This is a genomic window from Sphaerisporangium sp. NBC_01403, assembly GCF_045040145.1.
Taxonomy (GTDB): Bacteria; Actinomycetota; Actinomycetes; order Streptosporangiales; family Streptosporangiaceae; genus Sphaerisporangium; species Sphaerisporangium viridialbum.
In genome coordinates, this window is sequence record NZ_CP109534.1 from 1,577,468 (window position 1) to 1,593,963 (window position 16,496).

At 72.1% G+C, this 16,496-nt stretch carries 13 protein-coding genes; 8 read left to right on the top strand and 5 right to left on the bottom strand.

Annotated features, from left to right (window positions below):
* The first annotated feature begins 87 nt into the window (after positions 1 to 87).
* From OG589_RS06820 to OG589_RS06850, 7 genes are all read left to right on the top strand, one after another.
* Positions 88 to 954 (top strand): MurR/RpiR family transcriptional regulator, encoded by an 867-nt coding sequence (locus tag OG589_RS06820; protein ID WP_405147178.1) that lies wholly within the window; start codon positions 88 to 90, stop codon positions 952 to 954.
* 118 nt (positions 955 to 1,072) lie between these two features.
* Complete coding sequence (gene hutU / locus OG589_RS06825) at positions 1,073 to 2,743, top strand: urocanate hydratase (protein ID WP_405147180.1); 1,671 nt, start codon at positions 1,073 to 1,075, stop codon at positions 2,741 to 2,743.
* Between the two features lie 83 nt (positions 2,744 to 2,826).
* Positions 2,827 to 4,152 carry a Zn-dependent hydrolase gene (locus OG589_RS06830; protein WP_405151973.1) on the top strand — a complete coding sequence of 442 codons (1,326 nt, stop codon included), beginning with the start codon at positions 2,827 to 2,829 and terminating at the stop codon, positions 4,150 to 4,152.
* A 94-nt stretch (positions 4,153 to 4,246) separates the two neighbouring features.
* The gene (locus OG589_RS06835) at positions 4,247 to 5,578 is read left to right on the top strand and encodes a formimidoylglutamate deiminase (protein WP_405147181.1); all 1,332 of its coding nucleotides are present in this window, start codon (positions 4,247 to 4,249) and stop codon (positions 5,576 to 5,578) included.
* A 34-nt stretch (positions 5,579 to 5,612) separates the two neighbouring features.
* Complete coding sequence (gene hutI / locus OG589_RS06840) at positions 5,613 to 6,785, top strand: imidazolonepropionase (protein ID WP_405147183.1); 1,173 nt, start codon at positions 5,613 to 5,615, stop codon at positions 6,783 to 6,785.
* 82 nt (positions 6,786 to 6,867) lie between these two features.
* On the top strand, positions 6,868 to 7,968 hold the full coding sequence (locus tag OG589_RS06845) for a phenazine antibiotic biosynthesis protein (RefSeq protein WP_405147185.1): 1,101 nt from the start codon (positions 6,868 to 6,870) through the stop codon (positions 7,966 to 7,968).
* Entirely contained in the window at positions 7,968 to 9,353 is a 1,386-nt protein-coding gene (locus tag OG589_RS06850; protein ID WP_405147186.1) for an aldehyde dehydrogenase family protein, read from the top strand. The genes OG589_RS06845 and OG589_RS06850 overlap by 1 nt, the downstream gene beginning before the upstream one ends.
* Positions 9,354 to 9,405: 52 nt before the next feature.
* Here the strand turns inward: OG589_RS06850 and gdhA are convergent, their stop codons facing one another.
* From gdhA to OG589_RS06875, 5 genes are all read right to left on the bottom strand, one after another.
* On the bottom strand, positions 9,406 to 10,749 hold the full coding sequence (gene gdhA, locus OG589_RS06855) for an NADP-specific glutamate dehydrogenase (RefSeq protein WP_405147188.1): 1,344 nt from the start codon (positions 10,747 to 10,749) through the stop codon (positions 9,406 to 9,408).
* A gap of 104 nt (positions 10,750 to 10,853) precedes the next feature.
* Entirely contained in the window at positions 10,854 to 11,873 is a 1,020-nt protein-coding gene (locus tag OG589_RS06860; protein ID WP_405147190.1) for a 3-oxoacyl-ACP synthase, read from the bottom strand.
* The gene (locus OG589_RS06865) at positions 11,870 to 13,399 is read right to left on the bottom strand and encodes an AMP-binding protein (RefSeq protein WP_405147192.1); all 1,530 of its coding nucleotides are present in this window, start codon (positions 13,397 to 13,399) and stop codon (positions 11,870 to 11,872) included. Before OG589_RS06865 ends, OG589_RS06860 begins: the two co-directional genes overlap by 4 nt.
* The gene (locus OG589_RS06870; RefSeq protein ID WP_405147193.1) at positions 13,396 to 14,082 is read right to left on the bottom strand and encodes a TetR/AcrR family transcriptional regulator; all 687 of its coding nucleotides are present in this window, start codon (positions 14,080 to 14,082) and stop codon (positions 13,396 to 13,398) included. The genes OG589_RS06865 and OG589_RS06870 overlap by 4 nt, the downstream gene beginning before the upstream one ends.
* Positions 14,083 to 14,104: 22 nt before the next feature.
* Positions 14,105 to 15,133, bottom strand: coding sequence for an alpha/beta fold hydrolase (locus OG589_RS06875; RefSeq protein WP_405147195.1), 1,029 nt, complete (start codon positions 15,131 to 15,133; stop codon positions 14,105 to 14,107).
* 90 nt (positions 15,134 to 15,223) lie between these two features.
* Here OG589_RS06875 and OG589_RS06880 point away from each other — a divergent pair, with 90 nt between their 5' ends.
* Positions 15,224 to 16,474, top strand: coding sequence for an esterase/lipase family protein (locus tag OG589_RS06880; protein WP_405147196.1), 1,251 nt, complete (start codon positions 15,224 to 15,226; stop codon positions 16,472 to 16,474).
* Positions 16,475 to 16,496 lie beyond the last annotated feature (22 nt).

The following is a 16,496-nucleotide window of genomic DNA, read 5'->3' on the forward strand; positions in this document are numbered from 1 at the left end:
CCATTGACATGAACGTATGCAGCGACAATCCTGCATGAAATTATGCATTCGGAGCAAGAGACTGAAAGCACCGGGGAGGTGTCTCGGGTGGGGGTTGGCGTTGAGGACGCCTCTCGGGTGGGGGCTTGCCTGCGGCAGTTGCTCGAAGGTCATCGGTTGTCGCCCTCGCAGCGTCGAATCGCCCGTCACCTGCTCGAACGCCCCCACGAGGCGGTGTTCATGACCAGCGTCGACATCGCGGAGGCCGTCGGCACCAGCCAGCCGTCCGTGACGCGCTTCGCCTTCGCCCTGGGGTTCACCGGCTTTCCCGAGTTCCGCGATCACCTGCGCGCCGCGTTGCGCGAGGGGGAAGGCATGGAAGCGGAGCCCGCGGAGCTCAACCCCCTCCAGGCCATGGTGAACTCCGAGCTTCGCAACCTGGAGCTGCTGCGCGACTCCCTCGGCGACACCCGGCGGCTCGCGGAGGTGGCCGCGAACCTGGCGGCGTCCCGGCCGCTGCCGGTCATCGGGCTGCGGGTGTCCGCGCCGCTCGCCCACCTCTTCGGGTACCTGGCGGCCAAGGCGCATCCCGACGTGCGGGTGGTCGACACCCCCGGGTCTACGCTGGAGGACACGCTGAGCCGGGCCAGGGAGGCCGGTGCCGGGTGGGTGCTCGCGTTCGGCCTGCCCCGCTACCCCCGTGAGCTGCGCGACGGGCTCGCCTGGGCCAGGCGGGAGGGCCTGCGGGTGGCGCTGGTCACCGACAACTCCGTCGGCGCGCTGGCCGAGCACGCGGACGTGGTGCTCACCGCGCCCGTCAGCTCGCAGTTCGCCTTCGACTCGCAGGCCGCGCCCAGCGTGCTGTGCGCGGCCCTGGTCCACTCGATGATCTACGCGCTGCCCGCCCGCGAGCAGGCGTCCATCGAGGAGTTCGAGAACACCGCCGCTGAACGCCGGCTCTTCCTGCCCGAATGAGCGGCGGGCCGTCGGCCGGGTTCACCCGGCGGACACCATGCTTTCCAGCACAGAGTCTTCGATCACCCAGCCGCCGTCCCGAACGGGCGCCGGAGGCCGAGCAAGGAGAAGAGCAACGATGAGTGACGACGTCCGGCGGGTCATCCGCTCTCCCCGTGGCGCGGAGCTGTCCTGCCAGGGATGGCAGCAGGAGGCCGCCTTCCGGATGCTGCACAACAACCTCGACCCCGAGGTGGCCGAGCATCCCGACAAGCTGGTCGTGTACGGCGGGACGGGCAAGGCGGCGCGCGACTGGCCGTCGTTCGACGCCATCGCGCGTACGCTCCAGGGGCTGAAGCAGGACGAGACGCTGCTCGTGCAGTCCGGGCGCCCCGTCGGCGTGATGCGGACCCACGAGTGGGCGCCCCGCGTGCTGATCGCCAACTCCAACCTCGTCCCCGACTGGGCGAACTGGGAGGAGTTCCGTCGCCTGGAGGCGGCCGGGCTCACGATGTACGGCCAGATGACCGCCGGTTCCTGGATCTACATCGGCACCCAGGGCATCCTGCAGGGCACGTACGAGACCTTCGCCGCGGTGGCCGCCAAGCGGTTCGGCGGGACCCTCGCCGGGACGATCACGCTCACCGCCGGGCTCGGCGGGATGGGCGGGGCCCAGCCGATGGCGGTGACCATGAACGACGGCGTCGCGATCTGCGTCGAGTGCGACCCTTCCCGCATCGCCCGCCGCATCGAGCACCGCTACCTCGACGTCGAGGCCCGGGACATCGACGACGCGCTCCGGCTCGCGGTCGAGGCGCGGGACGCGCGGCGCCCGCTCTCGATCGGGCTGCTCGGCAACGCCGCCGACGTGCTGCCGCGCCTGCTCGCGATGGGCGCCCCGATCGACATCGTCACCGACCAGACCTCGGCGCACGACCCGCTGTCGTACCTGCCGCTCGGCATGGCCTTCGACGACATGCGCGACGAGGCGGACAAGGACCCCGCCGGCTTCACCCTGCGCGCCCGTGACGCGATGGCCACGCACGTCGAGGCCATGGTCGGCTTCATGGACGCGAGCGCAGAGGTCTTCGACTACGGCAACTCGATCCGCGGCGAGGCGAAGCTGGCCGGATACACGCGGGCCTTCGACTTCCCCGGCTTCGTCCCCGCCTACATCCGCCCGCTGTTCTGCGAGGGGAAGGGCCCGTTCCGCTGGGCCGCGCTGTCGGGCGACGCCCGGGACATCGCCGCGACCGACAGGGCGATCCTCGACCTGTTCCCCGAGAACGAGTCCCTGGCCCGGTGGATCAAGCTGGCGGGGGAGCGGGTCGCCTTCCAGGGGCTGCCCGCCCGCATCTGCTGGCTGGGGTACGGCGAGCGCGACAGGGCCGGGGTGCGGTTCAACGAGATGGTCGCCTCGGGGGAACTGCGGGCCCCGCTGGTCATCGGCCGTGACCACCTCGACTGCGGGTCGGTCGCCTCGCCGTACCGCGAGACCGAGGCGATGCTCGACGGTTCCGACGCCATCGCCGACTGGCCGCTGCTCAACGCGATGGTCAACGTCGCCTCGGGCGCGTCCTGGGTGTCGATCCACCACGGCGGCGGGGTGGGCATCGGCCGCTCGATCCACGCGGGCCAGGTGGCGGTCGCCGACGGTACGGCCCTGGCAGCGCAGAAGCTGGAGCGTGTCCTGACCAACGACCCGGGTATGGGCGTCATCAGGCACGTCGACGCCGGCTACGACAGGGCCGCCGAGATCGCCGGAGAGCGCGGCGTCACGGTGCCGATGGCAGAGGGGGAGGCCCGGTGACGCGACGGGACCGCTTCCCGTCCGGGGACGGCCTCCCGCTGCCGTCCTCGTCCACGGCCACCGCCCACGCGCCTGGTGCCGGGGTGGACGGTGATCGCCGGGGGGAGCTTCGGGCTCGGTTCGAGGGGTTGTGGGAGGCCCTGGCCGCGATCGGCGACGGCGGGGCCGGTGGATATCGGCGGTTCGCCTGGACGCCGGTCGATCTCGTGCTGCGCGGCTGGTTCCGGGAGCAGGCGGCGCTGCGCGGCCTGACCTACGAGCTGGACCGCAACGGCAACCAGTGGGCCTGGTGGGGGGCTCCCGCCCCCGGCGCCGTGGTCACCGGGAGCCACCTGGACAGCGTGCCCGGAGGCGGCGCCTTCGACGGCCCGCTCGGCGTGGTCTCGGCGTTCCTCGCCGTCGACGAGCTGCGCGAACGGGGTGTCGTCCCCGCGCGCCCGATCGCGGTGGTCAACTTCGCCGACGAGGAGGGGGCCCGTTTCGGGGTGGCCTGCGTCGGCAGCCGCCTGCTCACCGGCATCCTCGGCCCGGACGAGGCCCGAGCCCTGCGCGACGGCGACGGGGTGACCCTCGCCGAGGCACTCCGATCCGCCCAGACGGCCCTCGGCACCGCAGGACACGACGATCACCGCCCGGCGCCGGGTACGCCCGAAGCCTACGGCCGGACCGTCGGAGGCGATGACCAGGGGCTTGTGCCGAATGCGGAGGGGATCGGGCGGGATGGGCGCGCACTGGGGCGGATCGGGGTGTTCGTGGAGCTGCACATCGAGCAGGGGCGCGGGCTCGCCGATCTGGACGCGCCGATCGGGGTGGCGAGCGCGATCTGGCCGCACGGCCGGTGGCGTTGCACCTTCCACGGCGAGGGCAACCACGCGGGAACCACCCGGCTGGCCGACCGGCACGACCCCATGCTGCCGTTCGCCTCGGCGGTGCTCGCCGCGAGGCAGGCGGCGGAACAGGCAGGCGCGCTGGCGACGTTCGGCAAGGTGCGCGTCGATCCCAACGGCACCAACGCCATCCCCTCGCGGGTAGACGCCTGGCTCGACGGCCGGGCGCCGGACGCCGCCACGGTGGACGCGATGGTGCACCGGATAACCGAGGCCGCGCGCGCGGCGGGCGCCGAGCACGGCGTGCGGGTCGAGGTCGTGACGGAGTCCTCCACGCCCGTGGTGGAGTTCGGGGACGAGCTTCGCGACCGCATCGTGGCGACGCTGGGCGGGGTCCCCGCCCTGCCCACCGGGGCCGGTCACGACGCCGGCATCCTGTCGGCGTCCGTCCCGAGCGCCATGCTGTTCGTGCGCAACAGGACCGGGGTGAGCCACAGCCCGGCCGAGCACGCCGAGACCGAGGACTGCGTCGCCGGCGTCGTGGCCCTGACCGCGGTACTGGAGGATCTCGCATGCCGATGACCCATCTCCACCCAGCTTCGGCCCTCGCACCGGGTGCCATGGTGATGCGGACCCCGGCCGGCGGGGGCGTCAGCAGTACGGGGGGTGCGGCGTGGTGACGGTCTTCTTCGCGGACCATGCCTGGCTGGGTGGGGAGGCGGCGGTTCGCGGGGTGGTGGTGGAGGTGACCGGGGGGCGGGTCACGGCCGTACGGCAGGGGGTCGCCGCGCCGCCGCCAGGCGCCGTCCACCTGCGCGGGGTCACCGTGCCCGGCCTGGCCAACGCCCACTCGCACGCCTTCCACCGGGCCCTGCGCGGGCGCACCCAGCGCGAGCGCGGAACGTTCTGGACGTGGCGCAGGCAGATGTACGACGTCGCCGCCCGCCTCACCCCGGACGGCTACCACGCCCTGGCCCGGGCCGCGTACGCCGAGATGGCGCTCGCCGGGGTGACCTGCGTCGGCGAGTTCCACTACGTCCACCACGACACCGGGGGACGGCCCTACGCATCCCCCAACGCCATGGGCGAGGCGCTGCTCGCCGCCGCGGCGGAGGCGGGGATCCGCATCACGCTGCTCGACACCTGCTACCTGCGGGGCGGCTTCGGGATGCCGCTCGAAGGACCGCAACTGCGCTTCGGCGACCGCGACGCGGAGGCCTGGGCCGAGAGGGCGTCCGGCCTGAGGGGCGGCGAGCACGCCCGCGTCGGCGCGGCCGTCCACTCGGTGCGAGCCGTGCCGTCCGAGGCGATCGGCGTGGTCGGCGGCTGGGCGCGCGAGCGGGGCGCGCCGCTGCACTTCCACCTGTCCGAGCAGGTCGCCGAGAACGAGGCCTGCCTGTCCGCGTACGGCCGCACCCCGGCGGAGCTGCTGGCCGAGCACGGCGCGCTCGGCCCCCTGTCGACCGCCGTGCACGCGACCCACCTCACCCCGCACGACCGCACGCTCCTCGGGGAGTCACGGACGGGCGTCTGCATGTGCCCCACCACCGAGCGCGACCTCGCGGACGGCATCGGCCCGGCGCGGGTGCTGGCGGACGCCGGATCGCCCCTCTCGCTGGGCAGCGACAGCAACGCCGTCGTCGACCTCTTCGAGGAGGCGCGGGGCGTGGAGCTGGACGAGCGCCTCGCCACCCGCGAGCGCGGGCACTGGCTCGCCGCCGACCTGCTGCGGGCGGCGACCTCGGACGGCCACGCCTCGCTCGGCTGGCCGGAGGCGGGCCGCATCGAGGTGGGCGCCCCCGCCGACCTGGTGACCGTCACCCTCGACTCGGTGCGGACGGCGGGCTCGCCCGCCGACGCCCTGGTCGAGTCGGTGGTGTTCGCCGCCACGGCGGCCGACGTGCGCGAGGTGGTCGTCGGTGGCCGCCGTGTCGTCGCCGACGGCCGGCACCTGCTCGTGGACGACGTCCCCGCCGCCCTCGCCGCCGCCATCGCGGAGCTGACATGAGCGTCCCCTACGAACACGCAATCTCGGAGCTGCCATGAGTTCTCTTCTCATCGACAACATCGGCTCCCTGGTCACCAACGACCCGGCGCTCGGCGAAGGGACGCTCGGGCTGGTGCCGGACGCCGCGCTCGTCGTCGAGGACGGCCGCGTGGCCTGGGCGGGCCCGCGTTCGCGGGTGCCGCAGGGTGCCGCGCGCGAGCGGTTCGACGCCGGGGGACGTGCGGTGATCCCCGGGTTCGTGGACAGCCACGCGCACCTGGTGTTCGCCGGGGACCGCACCGCGGAGTTCGAGGCCCGGATGTCCGGCCGCCCGTACACGGCCGGCGGCATCCGCACGACGGTGGCGGCGACCCGCGCCGCGGCGGACGACGCGCTGCGGGCGAACCTGCGGCGCCTGGTCTCCGAGGCGCTCAGGTCGGGCACGACCACGATCGAGTGCAAGTCGGGGTACGGCCTCACGGTGGCGGACGAGGCGCGGAGCCTGCGCCTCGCCGCCGAGCACACCGCCGAGGTGACCTACCTCGGCGCCCACGTGGTCCCGCCCGAGTACGACGGCGACCCGGACGCGTACGTGGAGCTGGTGAGCGGGGCGATGCTCGACGCCTGCGCGCCGCACGCCAAGTGGATCGACGTCTTCTGCGACCGGGGCGCCTTCGACGGCGACCAGACCAGGGCGATCCTCACGGCGGGCAAGGAGCGGGGCCTGGTGCCCCGGGTGCACGCCGGCCAGCTCGGCCCCGGCCCCGGTGTCGCGATCGCGGTGGAGCTGGGGGCGGCGTCGGCCGACCACGTGACGCATCTGAGCGACGCCGACGTGGAGGCGCTCGCGTCGGGGGACACGGTGGCGACGCTGCTGCCCGGCGCGGAGTTCTCCACGCGCTCGCGCTACCCCGACGCGCGCCGCCTGCTCGACGCCGGGGCGACGGTCGCCCTGGCCGCCGACTGCAACCCCGGGTCGAGCTACACGACGAACATCCCGTTCTGCGTCGCCCTGGCCGTACGCGACATGAACATGACGCCGGGGGAGGCGGTGTGGGCGGCCACGATGGGCGGCGCCCGGGCGCTGCGGCGTACGGATGTCGGACATCTGGCGCCCGGCGCGCGCGCCGACATCGTCCTGCTGGACGCCCCGTCGCACGTCCACCTGTCCTACCGCCCGGGCGTGCCCCTGGTCGCCCGCGTCTGGAAGGACGGAGCCCTCAGCTGATCACGGCCGGGGGAGGAGGGCGCTTCCGAGGGGGTCACCAGGCGTGGTGATAGCGTGAAAACGTTGCCAACGGGGAGGCGGCATGTCACACCATGCAGATCCGGTTCTTGACTGCCCGGTGGACCAGATCCCGGACGCTCAGGAGTTGATCGAAGCGGCCATGCGATGGCACTTCGACCCGAAGACGGGTTCGTCGTTCTGGCTGGAGCGGGCCAAGGACCTGGATTTCGATCCTCGCCGGGACGTGCACACCTTCGCTGATCTACGGCTGTTTCCCAACGTGGTCAACGACCTGCGCGATGTACGCGTCGAGGATCTCATTCCCAAGGGGTACGGCCCGCGGCCCGGCATAGTCGGCGTCTACGAGAGCGGCGGCACGACCGGCGCCCCCAAGCGCGTGATCATACTCACCGACTGGATGGACCGCCTGATGGCCCATCACCTGCGGAACATGGACGCGCGCGGCGAGCCACGAGACGTCAACTGGCTCTCGCTCGGGCCAAGCGGGCCACACGTGTTCGGCGAGCTCACCGCATGGCAGGCGAGGCTGCGCGGGGGCGTCAGGTTCACCGTCGACCTGGACCCGCGCTGGGTCAAGAAATGCATCCGCGACGGCCTGACCGAGGAGGCCGACCGTTACGCCGAGCACCTGATCGACCAGGCCGCCTTCGTGCTGGAGACCCAGGACGTCGGGGTGATGGCGACCACGCCGCCGTTGCTGGTACGGCTCACGCGCCGCGAAGACCTGGTCGCGCTGATCAACGAGAAGGTTCAGTTGATCTTGTGGGCCGGCGCGCACATGGACGCCGACACCCGGCGGCTGCTCCGCACCGAGGTCTTCCCCGGCGTCAGGCTGCGCGGCACGTACGCCAGCACCATGATCTTGGGTGGCACCACCGAGCGTGTGGGCCTGACCGACGACGACCCGTGGATCTTCGACCCGTTCTCGCCCTACATCTCGTTCTCGATCGTCGATCCCGAGACCGGCGAGGACGTCGCCTACGGCGAGCGAGGCCAGGTCGTGATGAACCACGTCAGCAAGAACATGCTGCTGCCCAACAACCTCGAGCGTGATATGGCGACCAGGGTCGAGCCGCTGCCCGGGCAGCTCGGCGACTCGGTCGCCGATGTCAGCCCGGTCGCGGTGTTCGACAACGAGGTTGTCATCGAGGGGGTGTACTGATGAGTGAGCTGATCCAGCTCGACGCCCTCGGACCGAACGGCGCCTACCGCGCGAGCAACCGGCGGACGGTCACCGATGTCACCGGAGCGCCCGTCGCGGAGCTGAGCCTGGTGCCGCAGCTGTTCGTGCAGCGCGGCATGGCCGCACTGCGCAAGGCGCCGGCCATGCCGGCCGACGAGCGGGCCGCGGCCCTCGAACGAGCGGGTCACGCGTTCGCCACCGCTACCATCGGCGGCCTGTCCGTCGAGGACTACCAGCACATGGTCAGCCGCGTCTCCGGGATACCGATCTCGGTGGTGCGAGCCGCGACCACGGCCATCGCGCGGAGTGCGGCCGAGGTCTGCCGAGCGGCGCAGAACGCCCGGCCGGACGGAGCGGTCAACGACTGGCGCGATCCCCTGACCCGCCAGGGTCATGCGATCTGGACCCGGCGCGGTGACGTCCTGGCGGTGCACGCCCCCGGCAACGAGCCCGAGGTGCACACACTGTGGCTGGAGGCCCTGGCCCTCGGATACAAGGTCGCCGTTCGTCCCTCCCAGCGCGAGCCGTTCACGCCGCACCGCCTGATCAGCGCGCTGCGTGAGGCCGGCTTCGGCGCCGACCAAGTGGTGCTCCTGCCCACCGACCACTCCGTCGCCGACGAAATCGTCCGCGCCGCGGACCTGGCGATGGTCTACGGCGGCGAAAGCGTGATGAAGAAGTACCGCAACGACGTCACCGTGCTACCGCAGGGCCCGGGACGGTCCAAGATCCTGCTCTCCGGAGATGGAGGAGGCGATGGCGACTGGCGGTCCCATGTGAACACCATCGTCGACTCCGTCAGCGACTACGGCGGGATGGCCTGTGTCAACACCACCGCCGTGTTCGTCGAGGGCGACCCCACCCCGGTGGCGGAGGCGATAGCCGAACGGCTGTCCGAGCTTCCGAGTCTGCCGCCCGAGGATGCCAGGGCCGTACTGCCCGTCCAGCCTCTGGACAGCGCGAAGACCATGGAAAAGTATCTTCTCGACCACGCCGGCGACGCGACGGCCCGGCTCGGCGGCGATGGCGTCGTCGACGACCTGGGCGACGGCAGCGCGGTCATGCGGCCGGCCGTATTCCAGGTGGAGCGTTCGGACGCGCCGCAGACCGGCATCGAGCTGGGCTTCCCCTGCGTCTGGGTCGCGCCGTGGTCGCAGGCTGACGGCGTCGTGCCGCTGAAGAACACACTTGTGCTGACCGCGATCACTTGCGACGAGGCGCTGATCGACCGGCTGGTCAACGAGCCGACCATCAGCAACGTCTACATCGGGGATCACCCGACCTACTGGATGCGACCGGGAATCCCGCATGACAGCTACCTCGCGGACTTCCTCATGCGCTCGAAGGCGGTCATCCGAGACTGAAGCACAACGGCGGACCTCCCCCAGGAGGGAGGAACACTCCCTCCTGGGGTGCTCAGACCAGGCCGAGGGAGAGCATCGCGTCGGCGACCCGTTTGAAGCCGTCGATGTTCGCGCCGGCGACGTAGTTTCCCGGCATGTCGTACTCGTCGGCGGTCTCCAGGCAGCGGGCGTGGATGTCCCGCATGATCTGCCGCAGGCGTTGCTCGGAGTACTCGAAGGTCCACGAGTCGCGGCTGGCGTTCTGCTGCATCTCCAGCGCGCTGGTCGCGACGCCGCCCGCGTTGGCGGCCTTGCCCGGCCCGAAGGACACGCCCGCCTGCTGGAACACCCGTATGGCGCCCGGGGTGGCGGGCATGTTGGCGCCCTCGCCGACCGCGACGCAGCCCGAGCGGACGAGCGTCTCGGCGTCGGCGGCGCTGATCTCGTTCTGGGTGGCGGACGGCATGGCCACCTCGCACGGCACCTCCCAGACGCTCCGGCCGGGCACGAAGGAGGCGCTTACGCCGCGCCGCTCGGCGTAGACGTGCAACCGGGCGCGCTCGACCTCCTTGAGCTGCTTCAGCAGGTCGACGTCGATGCCCTTGTCGTCGAGGATGTGCCCCGAGGAGTCGGAGCAGGCGACGACGACGCCGCCGAGCTGCTGGACCTTCTCGATGGCGTAGATGGCGACGTTGCCGGAGCCGGAGACCACGACGCGCTTGCCGTCGAAGGACGTGCCGCGTGCCTTCAGCATCTCGTCGACGAAGAACGCGCAGCCGTACCCGGTGGCCTCGGTGCGTACTTGGGCGCCGCCGTAACCGAGGCCCTTGCCCGTGATCACTCCGGACTCGTAGCGGTTGGTGATGCGCTTGTACTGCCCGAACAGGTAGCCGACCTCGCGCTGCCCGACGCCGATGTCACCGGCGGGAACGTCGGTGTACTCCCCGATGTGGCGGTAGAGCTCGGTCATGAAGCTCTGGCAGAAGCGCATGATCTCGCGAGGGGAGCGCCCCTTCGGGTCGAAGTCGGAGCCGCCCTTGCCCCCGCCGATCGGCAGGCCGGTCAGGCTGTTCTTGAAGATCTGCTCGAAGCCGAGGAACTTCACGATGCCGAGGTAGACCGAGGGATGGAAGCGCAGCCCGCCCTTGTAGGGGCCGAGCGCGCTGTTGAACTCGACGCGGAAGCCGCGGTTGATGTGCACCTCGCCCCGGTCGTCCTCCCAGGGAACCCGGAAGATGATCTGCCGCTCGGGCTCGCATATCCGCTCGATGATCTTCGACTCGGCGTACTCGGGATGCTTGCCCAGGACCGGTCCGATGCTCTCAAGGACTTCCTGGACGGACTGGTGGAACTCGGCCTCGCCCGGATTGCGGGCCAGGACGTTGTCGTAGATCGACGACAGCTTCTCGTGCGGCATCGACTATCCCCTCGCTCTCGGGGGGTGCTTCCCCGTCGCTTACCTTAGGGTCCCGGGCTCAGTGCGTACGCCGTGATCGCCGCTCGCGATCTGCATCCGGGGGCTCACCAGCGGATGACGCTCGCCGCCCAGGTGTAGCCGGTGCCGGCCGCGAGGAGCAGCACCAGGTCGCCGGGGGAGAGCAGCCCCGCCCGGGCCGCCCGGTCGAGCCCGAGCAGAGGGTCGACCCCGCTCATGTGCCCGGTGTCGTCCAGGTACGTCGCCCGGTCCGGAGACAGCCCGAGCTCCCTGACCAAGGTGTCGTGGAGCGAGCGCTTGACGTGGATGCCGCACAGGTGGGCGACGTCCTCGCGGCCGGCGCCCGAGCGGCGGAGCGCCTCGTCCGCGGCGGCGAGGAAGTTGGGCAGCGTGACGGGATCCAGCCGTTCCTTCATGGAGCCCGGATCGGGCACGTCGAGGAAGTGCCGCCCGTCGCGCACCGTCTCGCGGCTCGCGGGCTCGGCGCTGCCCCCCGCCGGGACCATCACGTCCAGCGAGAACGACCCGTCGGTGATCATGTGGCAGCCGAGCACCTCCCGGGCCACCCGCCCGTCGTCACCGGCGTCCCTGACGAACAGCGCCGCCACCGCGCCGTCGCCGAAGTCGTAGGCGAAGCGCGTGCGGGGGTTGCCGTAGTCGATGAGGGAGGACTCCCTGGACGCGGCCACCGCCAGCACCGTGCGGAGCTCGTCCTCGGCCCGCAGCAGGTCGCGGCACACCCGTACGGCCACCGGCGACCCGCAGGAGACGTAGGCGAGCTCCAGCACCGTCGCCCGGCCACAGCCGAGCAGGTGGGCCACGCGCGGGGCGGCGTGCCACACCTCGAAGTCCTTCCACGTCGAGCCGAAGTAGACCAGGGCGTCGACCTCGCCCGGCTCCATGCCCTGCTCGGCGAGCAGCCGCCGGGCGGCCGTGGCGGCCATGTCGCTGACATGCTCGTCCGGGCCCGCGATGTGCTTGCCGCGCAGGCCGAACCGCTCGACCAGCACCTGCTCGGGGATGCCCGACAGGCCGGAGATCTCGGCCGCGCCCATCCACCGCTCGGGCAGGTACGACGCCGTGGCGGCGAGCCGCACGCGGGTCATCCGGCCTGCTCCCACGCGCCCCGCAGCTTGTTCTTCAGCACCTTGTCGACGGCGGAGCGGGGGAGCCTGTCGACCAGCCGGACGTACTTGGGCACCTTGAACCCGGCGAGGCTCGCCCGGCAGTGCGCGAGCAGCTCCGACGAGGCCGGCGCGGCGCCGGGCACCGGCACCACGAAGGCACAGCCCACCTCGCCCCAGCGCTCGTCGGGGACGCCGACCACCGCGACCTCCGCCACGCCCGGATGACCCTGCAACACCGACTCGGCCTCCGCCGGATAGACGTTCTCGCCACCGGAGACGTACATGTCCTTCGCCCGGTCGCGGATGCGGTAGAAGCCGTCCGCGTCGCGCTCGGCGATGTCGCCGGTGCGCAGCCAGCCCCCGGACACGGCCGCCCGGGTGGCGTCCGGGTCGTGCCAGTAGCCCGCGAACACGTTCGGGCCCCGCACGACCAGCTCGCCGATGCCCGGCCCGTCGAGCGTGCCGCCCGTCTCCACGTCGCGCAGCGCCACGTCGACGTGAGGGTACGGGATGCCCGCCCACCCCACCCGTCTGGCGATGTCCTCCTCGGGAAGGCACAGGACGTTCGGCGCGGCCTCGGTGAGCCCGTACCCCTGGACGATGCGCACGCCGCGGTCCAGCCAGACGCGCAGCAGCGGCTCGGGCATGGGGGCGCCGCCGACCACGACGCGGCGCAGCCCGGACAGGTCGGCGGCGGGGAAGTCCGGGTGCCGGGCCATGAACAGGTAGGTCGCGGGCACGCCCATCATCGTGGTCACGCCACGCTCGGCGATGAGGCGCAGCGCCCGCCCGGCGTCGAACGACGGCTCCAGCACGACGGTGGCGCCCTTCCACCAGGCGAGCAGGGGCTGGACGTTCCACCCGCCGACGTGGAACTGGGGGAGCACCTGGAGCACGACGTCGTCCTCGCGCAGCTCGCAGCCCCGGTCGAGCGACAGGTTGGTCCAGAAGCAGTTGGCGTGGGTCAGCAGGGCGCCCTTCGGCCGTCCGGTGGTGCCCGCGGTGTAGACCAGCAGCAGGCCCGCGTCGTCGCCCAGGCCGCCGGCGTCGCCGGTCACGGGCGGGACCGTCCCCTCGGACGCCGTCGAGGCGAGCGCGTCCAGGCCGTCCCGGGTGAGCTCGGCGACGCGGCACGGGCGGCCGGACCTCGTACGGGCCTCCTCCGCGAGCGGGACCAGCGCGGGCGCGGCGAGCAGGATCGACGGCTCGGCGTCGGAGAGTTGGTAGGCCACCTCCGGCGCCGTCAGCCGCACGTTGACCGGGGTGAGAATCAGCCCGGCCTTGGCGCAGGCGAAGAACAGCTCGACGTGCTCGGGACGGTTGCCCGTCAGCGTGGCCACCCGGTCGCCCGGCCGCAGCCCGGCGGCGAGCAGGCCCGCCGCCAGCCGTCCGGACCGGGCGTCCAGCTCGCCGTAGGAGGTCGGCTCGCCCTCGAAGACGACGGCCGTGCGGTGCGGGGTGGCACGCGCCCGGTCGCGCAGCCACCGGCCCAGGGTCAGCGTCATGGTTCCGTGCCCCTGCCCGGCCCGCCGGCCCGCTCCCCATCCCCGGGCGCGCCCGCGCCGAGGCCGCGGAGGATGAAGGCGTACATCTCCTCGAAGACCTGGTCGGGCACCGCGCCCGGGCCGTCCTTCCACAGGATCCACCGCATGCCGATCAGCTCGCCCACGCCCATCAGCGCCCAGGCGAGCACCTCGGGATCGGCCTGGGCGATCTCACCGTCGGCCATCGCCGCGCGCAGCCCGCCCACGTAGCCGTCGGCGATCGTGCGGTAGTGCCGCTGCAGCATGCCCGGTGAGGCGAACTCGGCCTGGCGGATGATCCGGTAGAGCGCGGGGTGCTCGGCGGTGAACCGGAAGAACCCCTTGAAGCCCAGCCTTTCGGACTCCGGCCGGGTGCGCCCCTGCCGGGCCCCCTCGGACATCGCCCGCCGCACGCGCCGGTTGAGGTCGGCGACCAGCTCGTCGAAGATCTGCTGCTTGCCCTCGAAGTAGATGTAGAACGTGCCCTGCGAGCACCCGGCGGCCTCGGTGATCTTGACGATCGAGGCCTCGTGGTAGCCCAGCTCGGCGAACACCTCCTCCGCGGCGTCGAGCAGCCGCCGCCGGGTGCGTTCGCCCTTCGGGGACAGCGGGCGCCCCCGGGTGCTCGTGGGCGGCGGCTCGTCCTCGACCTGCCATGCCTGCATTCGCGCTCCCCCGATCAAAGCGTCAGCCCGCGGACACCCGGGACAGGTGGGCGTGCAGCAGCGCCGAGAACTCCTCGGGCCGCTGGGTGTACGGGAAGTGCCCGGTGCCCTCCATGACGTGCTCGGAGTGGTCGCCGTACCGGGTGAGGACGTCCCTGGTCTGCTGGATCATCGGCTGGGCGGGGAAGGACTCCTCGCCGGGCCAGTCCGGCACGTACCCGCTCGCCCCGAGGTGGCCGAGGTCGACCATCGAGGTGTCGGAGACGATCGCGTCCAGGTCGCCGCGGATCCAGAGCACCGGGGCGCGGCATCCGGACTCGGGGAGGCCGCTCCAGTTCAGGTACTTCGGCGAGATCGCGTTGAGCACCCCGCGCGTCCCCGGCGCGACGCCCGGCCAGTTCTCCGACGCCGTGGAGTCGCCCGGGTAGCTGCCGTCGCCGAGGTGGGTGGCCAGGATGCCCCTGAGCAGCGCCTCCTCGTCGCGGACGGTGTCCGGGCCGGGGAAGTAGAGGGAGCGCACGACGTTGCGCGGCGACAGCGGGCTCGCGTCCGACTCGTCGCCCTCGGCGATGAGCTTCACGAGGTCGGGGTTCGCGGTGCCGCCGCCCGATCCGGCGAAGTCGGGCGCGCACGGCGTGCCGTCCGGCTTCGTGCCGCCGAACCCGTACGGCGAGACCGGCGCCACCGGGGTGAGCGACAGCACGCGGCCGGGGTGGTTCATGGCGAAGTCGAGGATGACGCCGCCTCCCAGCGAGTGGCCGACCAGGTGGACGGCGTCCAGGCCGAGCGCGTCGAGCAGCGCGGCCAGGTCGTCGCGGTAGTCGCCGACCCCCCGGGTCGCGTCGACGGGAGCGGGCTCGCTGTTCCCATAACCGCGCAGGTCGGGGGCGATGCCGTGGAATCCGCCGGGGAGCAGGGCGAGCTGCTCGTCCCAGGCGGAGCCGTCGGAGAGGTTGCCGTGTACGAAGACGACGGGGACGCCCGCGCCCGTCTCCCGGATGTGCGTCGCCAGACGCTCGGTGCGGACGGTGCGGGATCGGACTGCGTTCATCGCCATCCCTTGACGAAGAGGATTGTTGCCGCCAAGTTAACAGGTGAATCACCTCTCATAAAAGAGGGTGTTCTCGACAAGGAGCGGCTCATGCGGAGACTGCGGCGATTGGCGTCGGCTCTGGCCATGGTGGTTCTGGCGGTTTCGGGAGTGGGCGCGCTCGCGCCGCCCGCGTCGGCGACGGCGGCGGTGAGCCTGGAGGCGACCTACACCACGAGCCTTCAGAACGGCTGGGCCCAGGTGGAACGCTACCGTGACGCCTCGACCGGCTTCGCGGCCGAGGCCTATCCTCCGGGCGGAGTCGGCGACCAGACCGGGCAGACGAAACGGTTCTTCGGCGACGTCGCCCAGCCGCACTCGTCGCGCTTCCTGCTCTACCACGCGCCCGGCTGGCAGAGCGGCTCCAAGGCCGTGCCGGTGCTGCTGGTGCACGGCGCCAACCAGACCGCCGACCAGGCGTGGGCGAACCCGAACGTCCTCGGCGACTACGGCTGCGGGCGCGTGTCGTGCCCCTCCACCGGGTTCATGCAGTATCTGGACGCGCGGGGATACAAGGTGTTCGCGATCGGCTTCCCCCACAAGACGGGCGACGGCTACCGCTGGTCGGAGCAGATCCGCGACGCGATCCAGATCATCAGGACGAAGACGGGCGCCTCCCAGGTCGACGTGGTCGGCTGGTCCAAGGGGGCGTTCAACGCCCGGATGTACGTCTCCTCGCTGCGCCAGTCGTGGGGCAGCGCCTATGGCGGCGACGTGCGCAAGCTCGTGCTCGTCGGCGGGCCGAACAAGGGCTTCGACTGGGGCTACCGGCACGGCTGGAGCCATGACTTCGCGATCTACCCCGACTGCGGCGGCAGCCTGAACGCCCCCGCGCCGCACACCTCCATGGTCTGCTACGGCCTGTGGCGGGACGGCACCCAGCTGAGCTACGAGGGCACCGCCTTCCCCGGAGGCCGGCAGATGCTGGCGCGCTGGGACAGCGTCTACCCGCTGCCCACGGCAGAGCAGGACTGGTACACCACCTACTACGGCGGCACGGGCTTCTACACCAAGGGGCGCGGCATCCAGTACAGCATCGACCAGGGCTCGCTCGTCCAGCCGATCATCAACGCCGGGACCCCGGCGAGCGTGGCGGTCTATCAGCTCTGCGGGAGCATGCCCGACATGCCGTTGATGCACAACGAGCACACCGGGCCGTCCGACGGCGCCGTCTTCATCGCGAGCTGCGCGGCCACCGACGGCATCGCCAACCGCGCGGCCACGGTCACGCTGCCCCTCAACCACCTGCGCCTCGGCTGGGACTCCAGCGCCGAGGCCCAGATGGTGGCCTGGCTGGGCTGACGTGCCACCCCCTCGGCCCGCA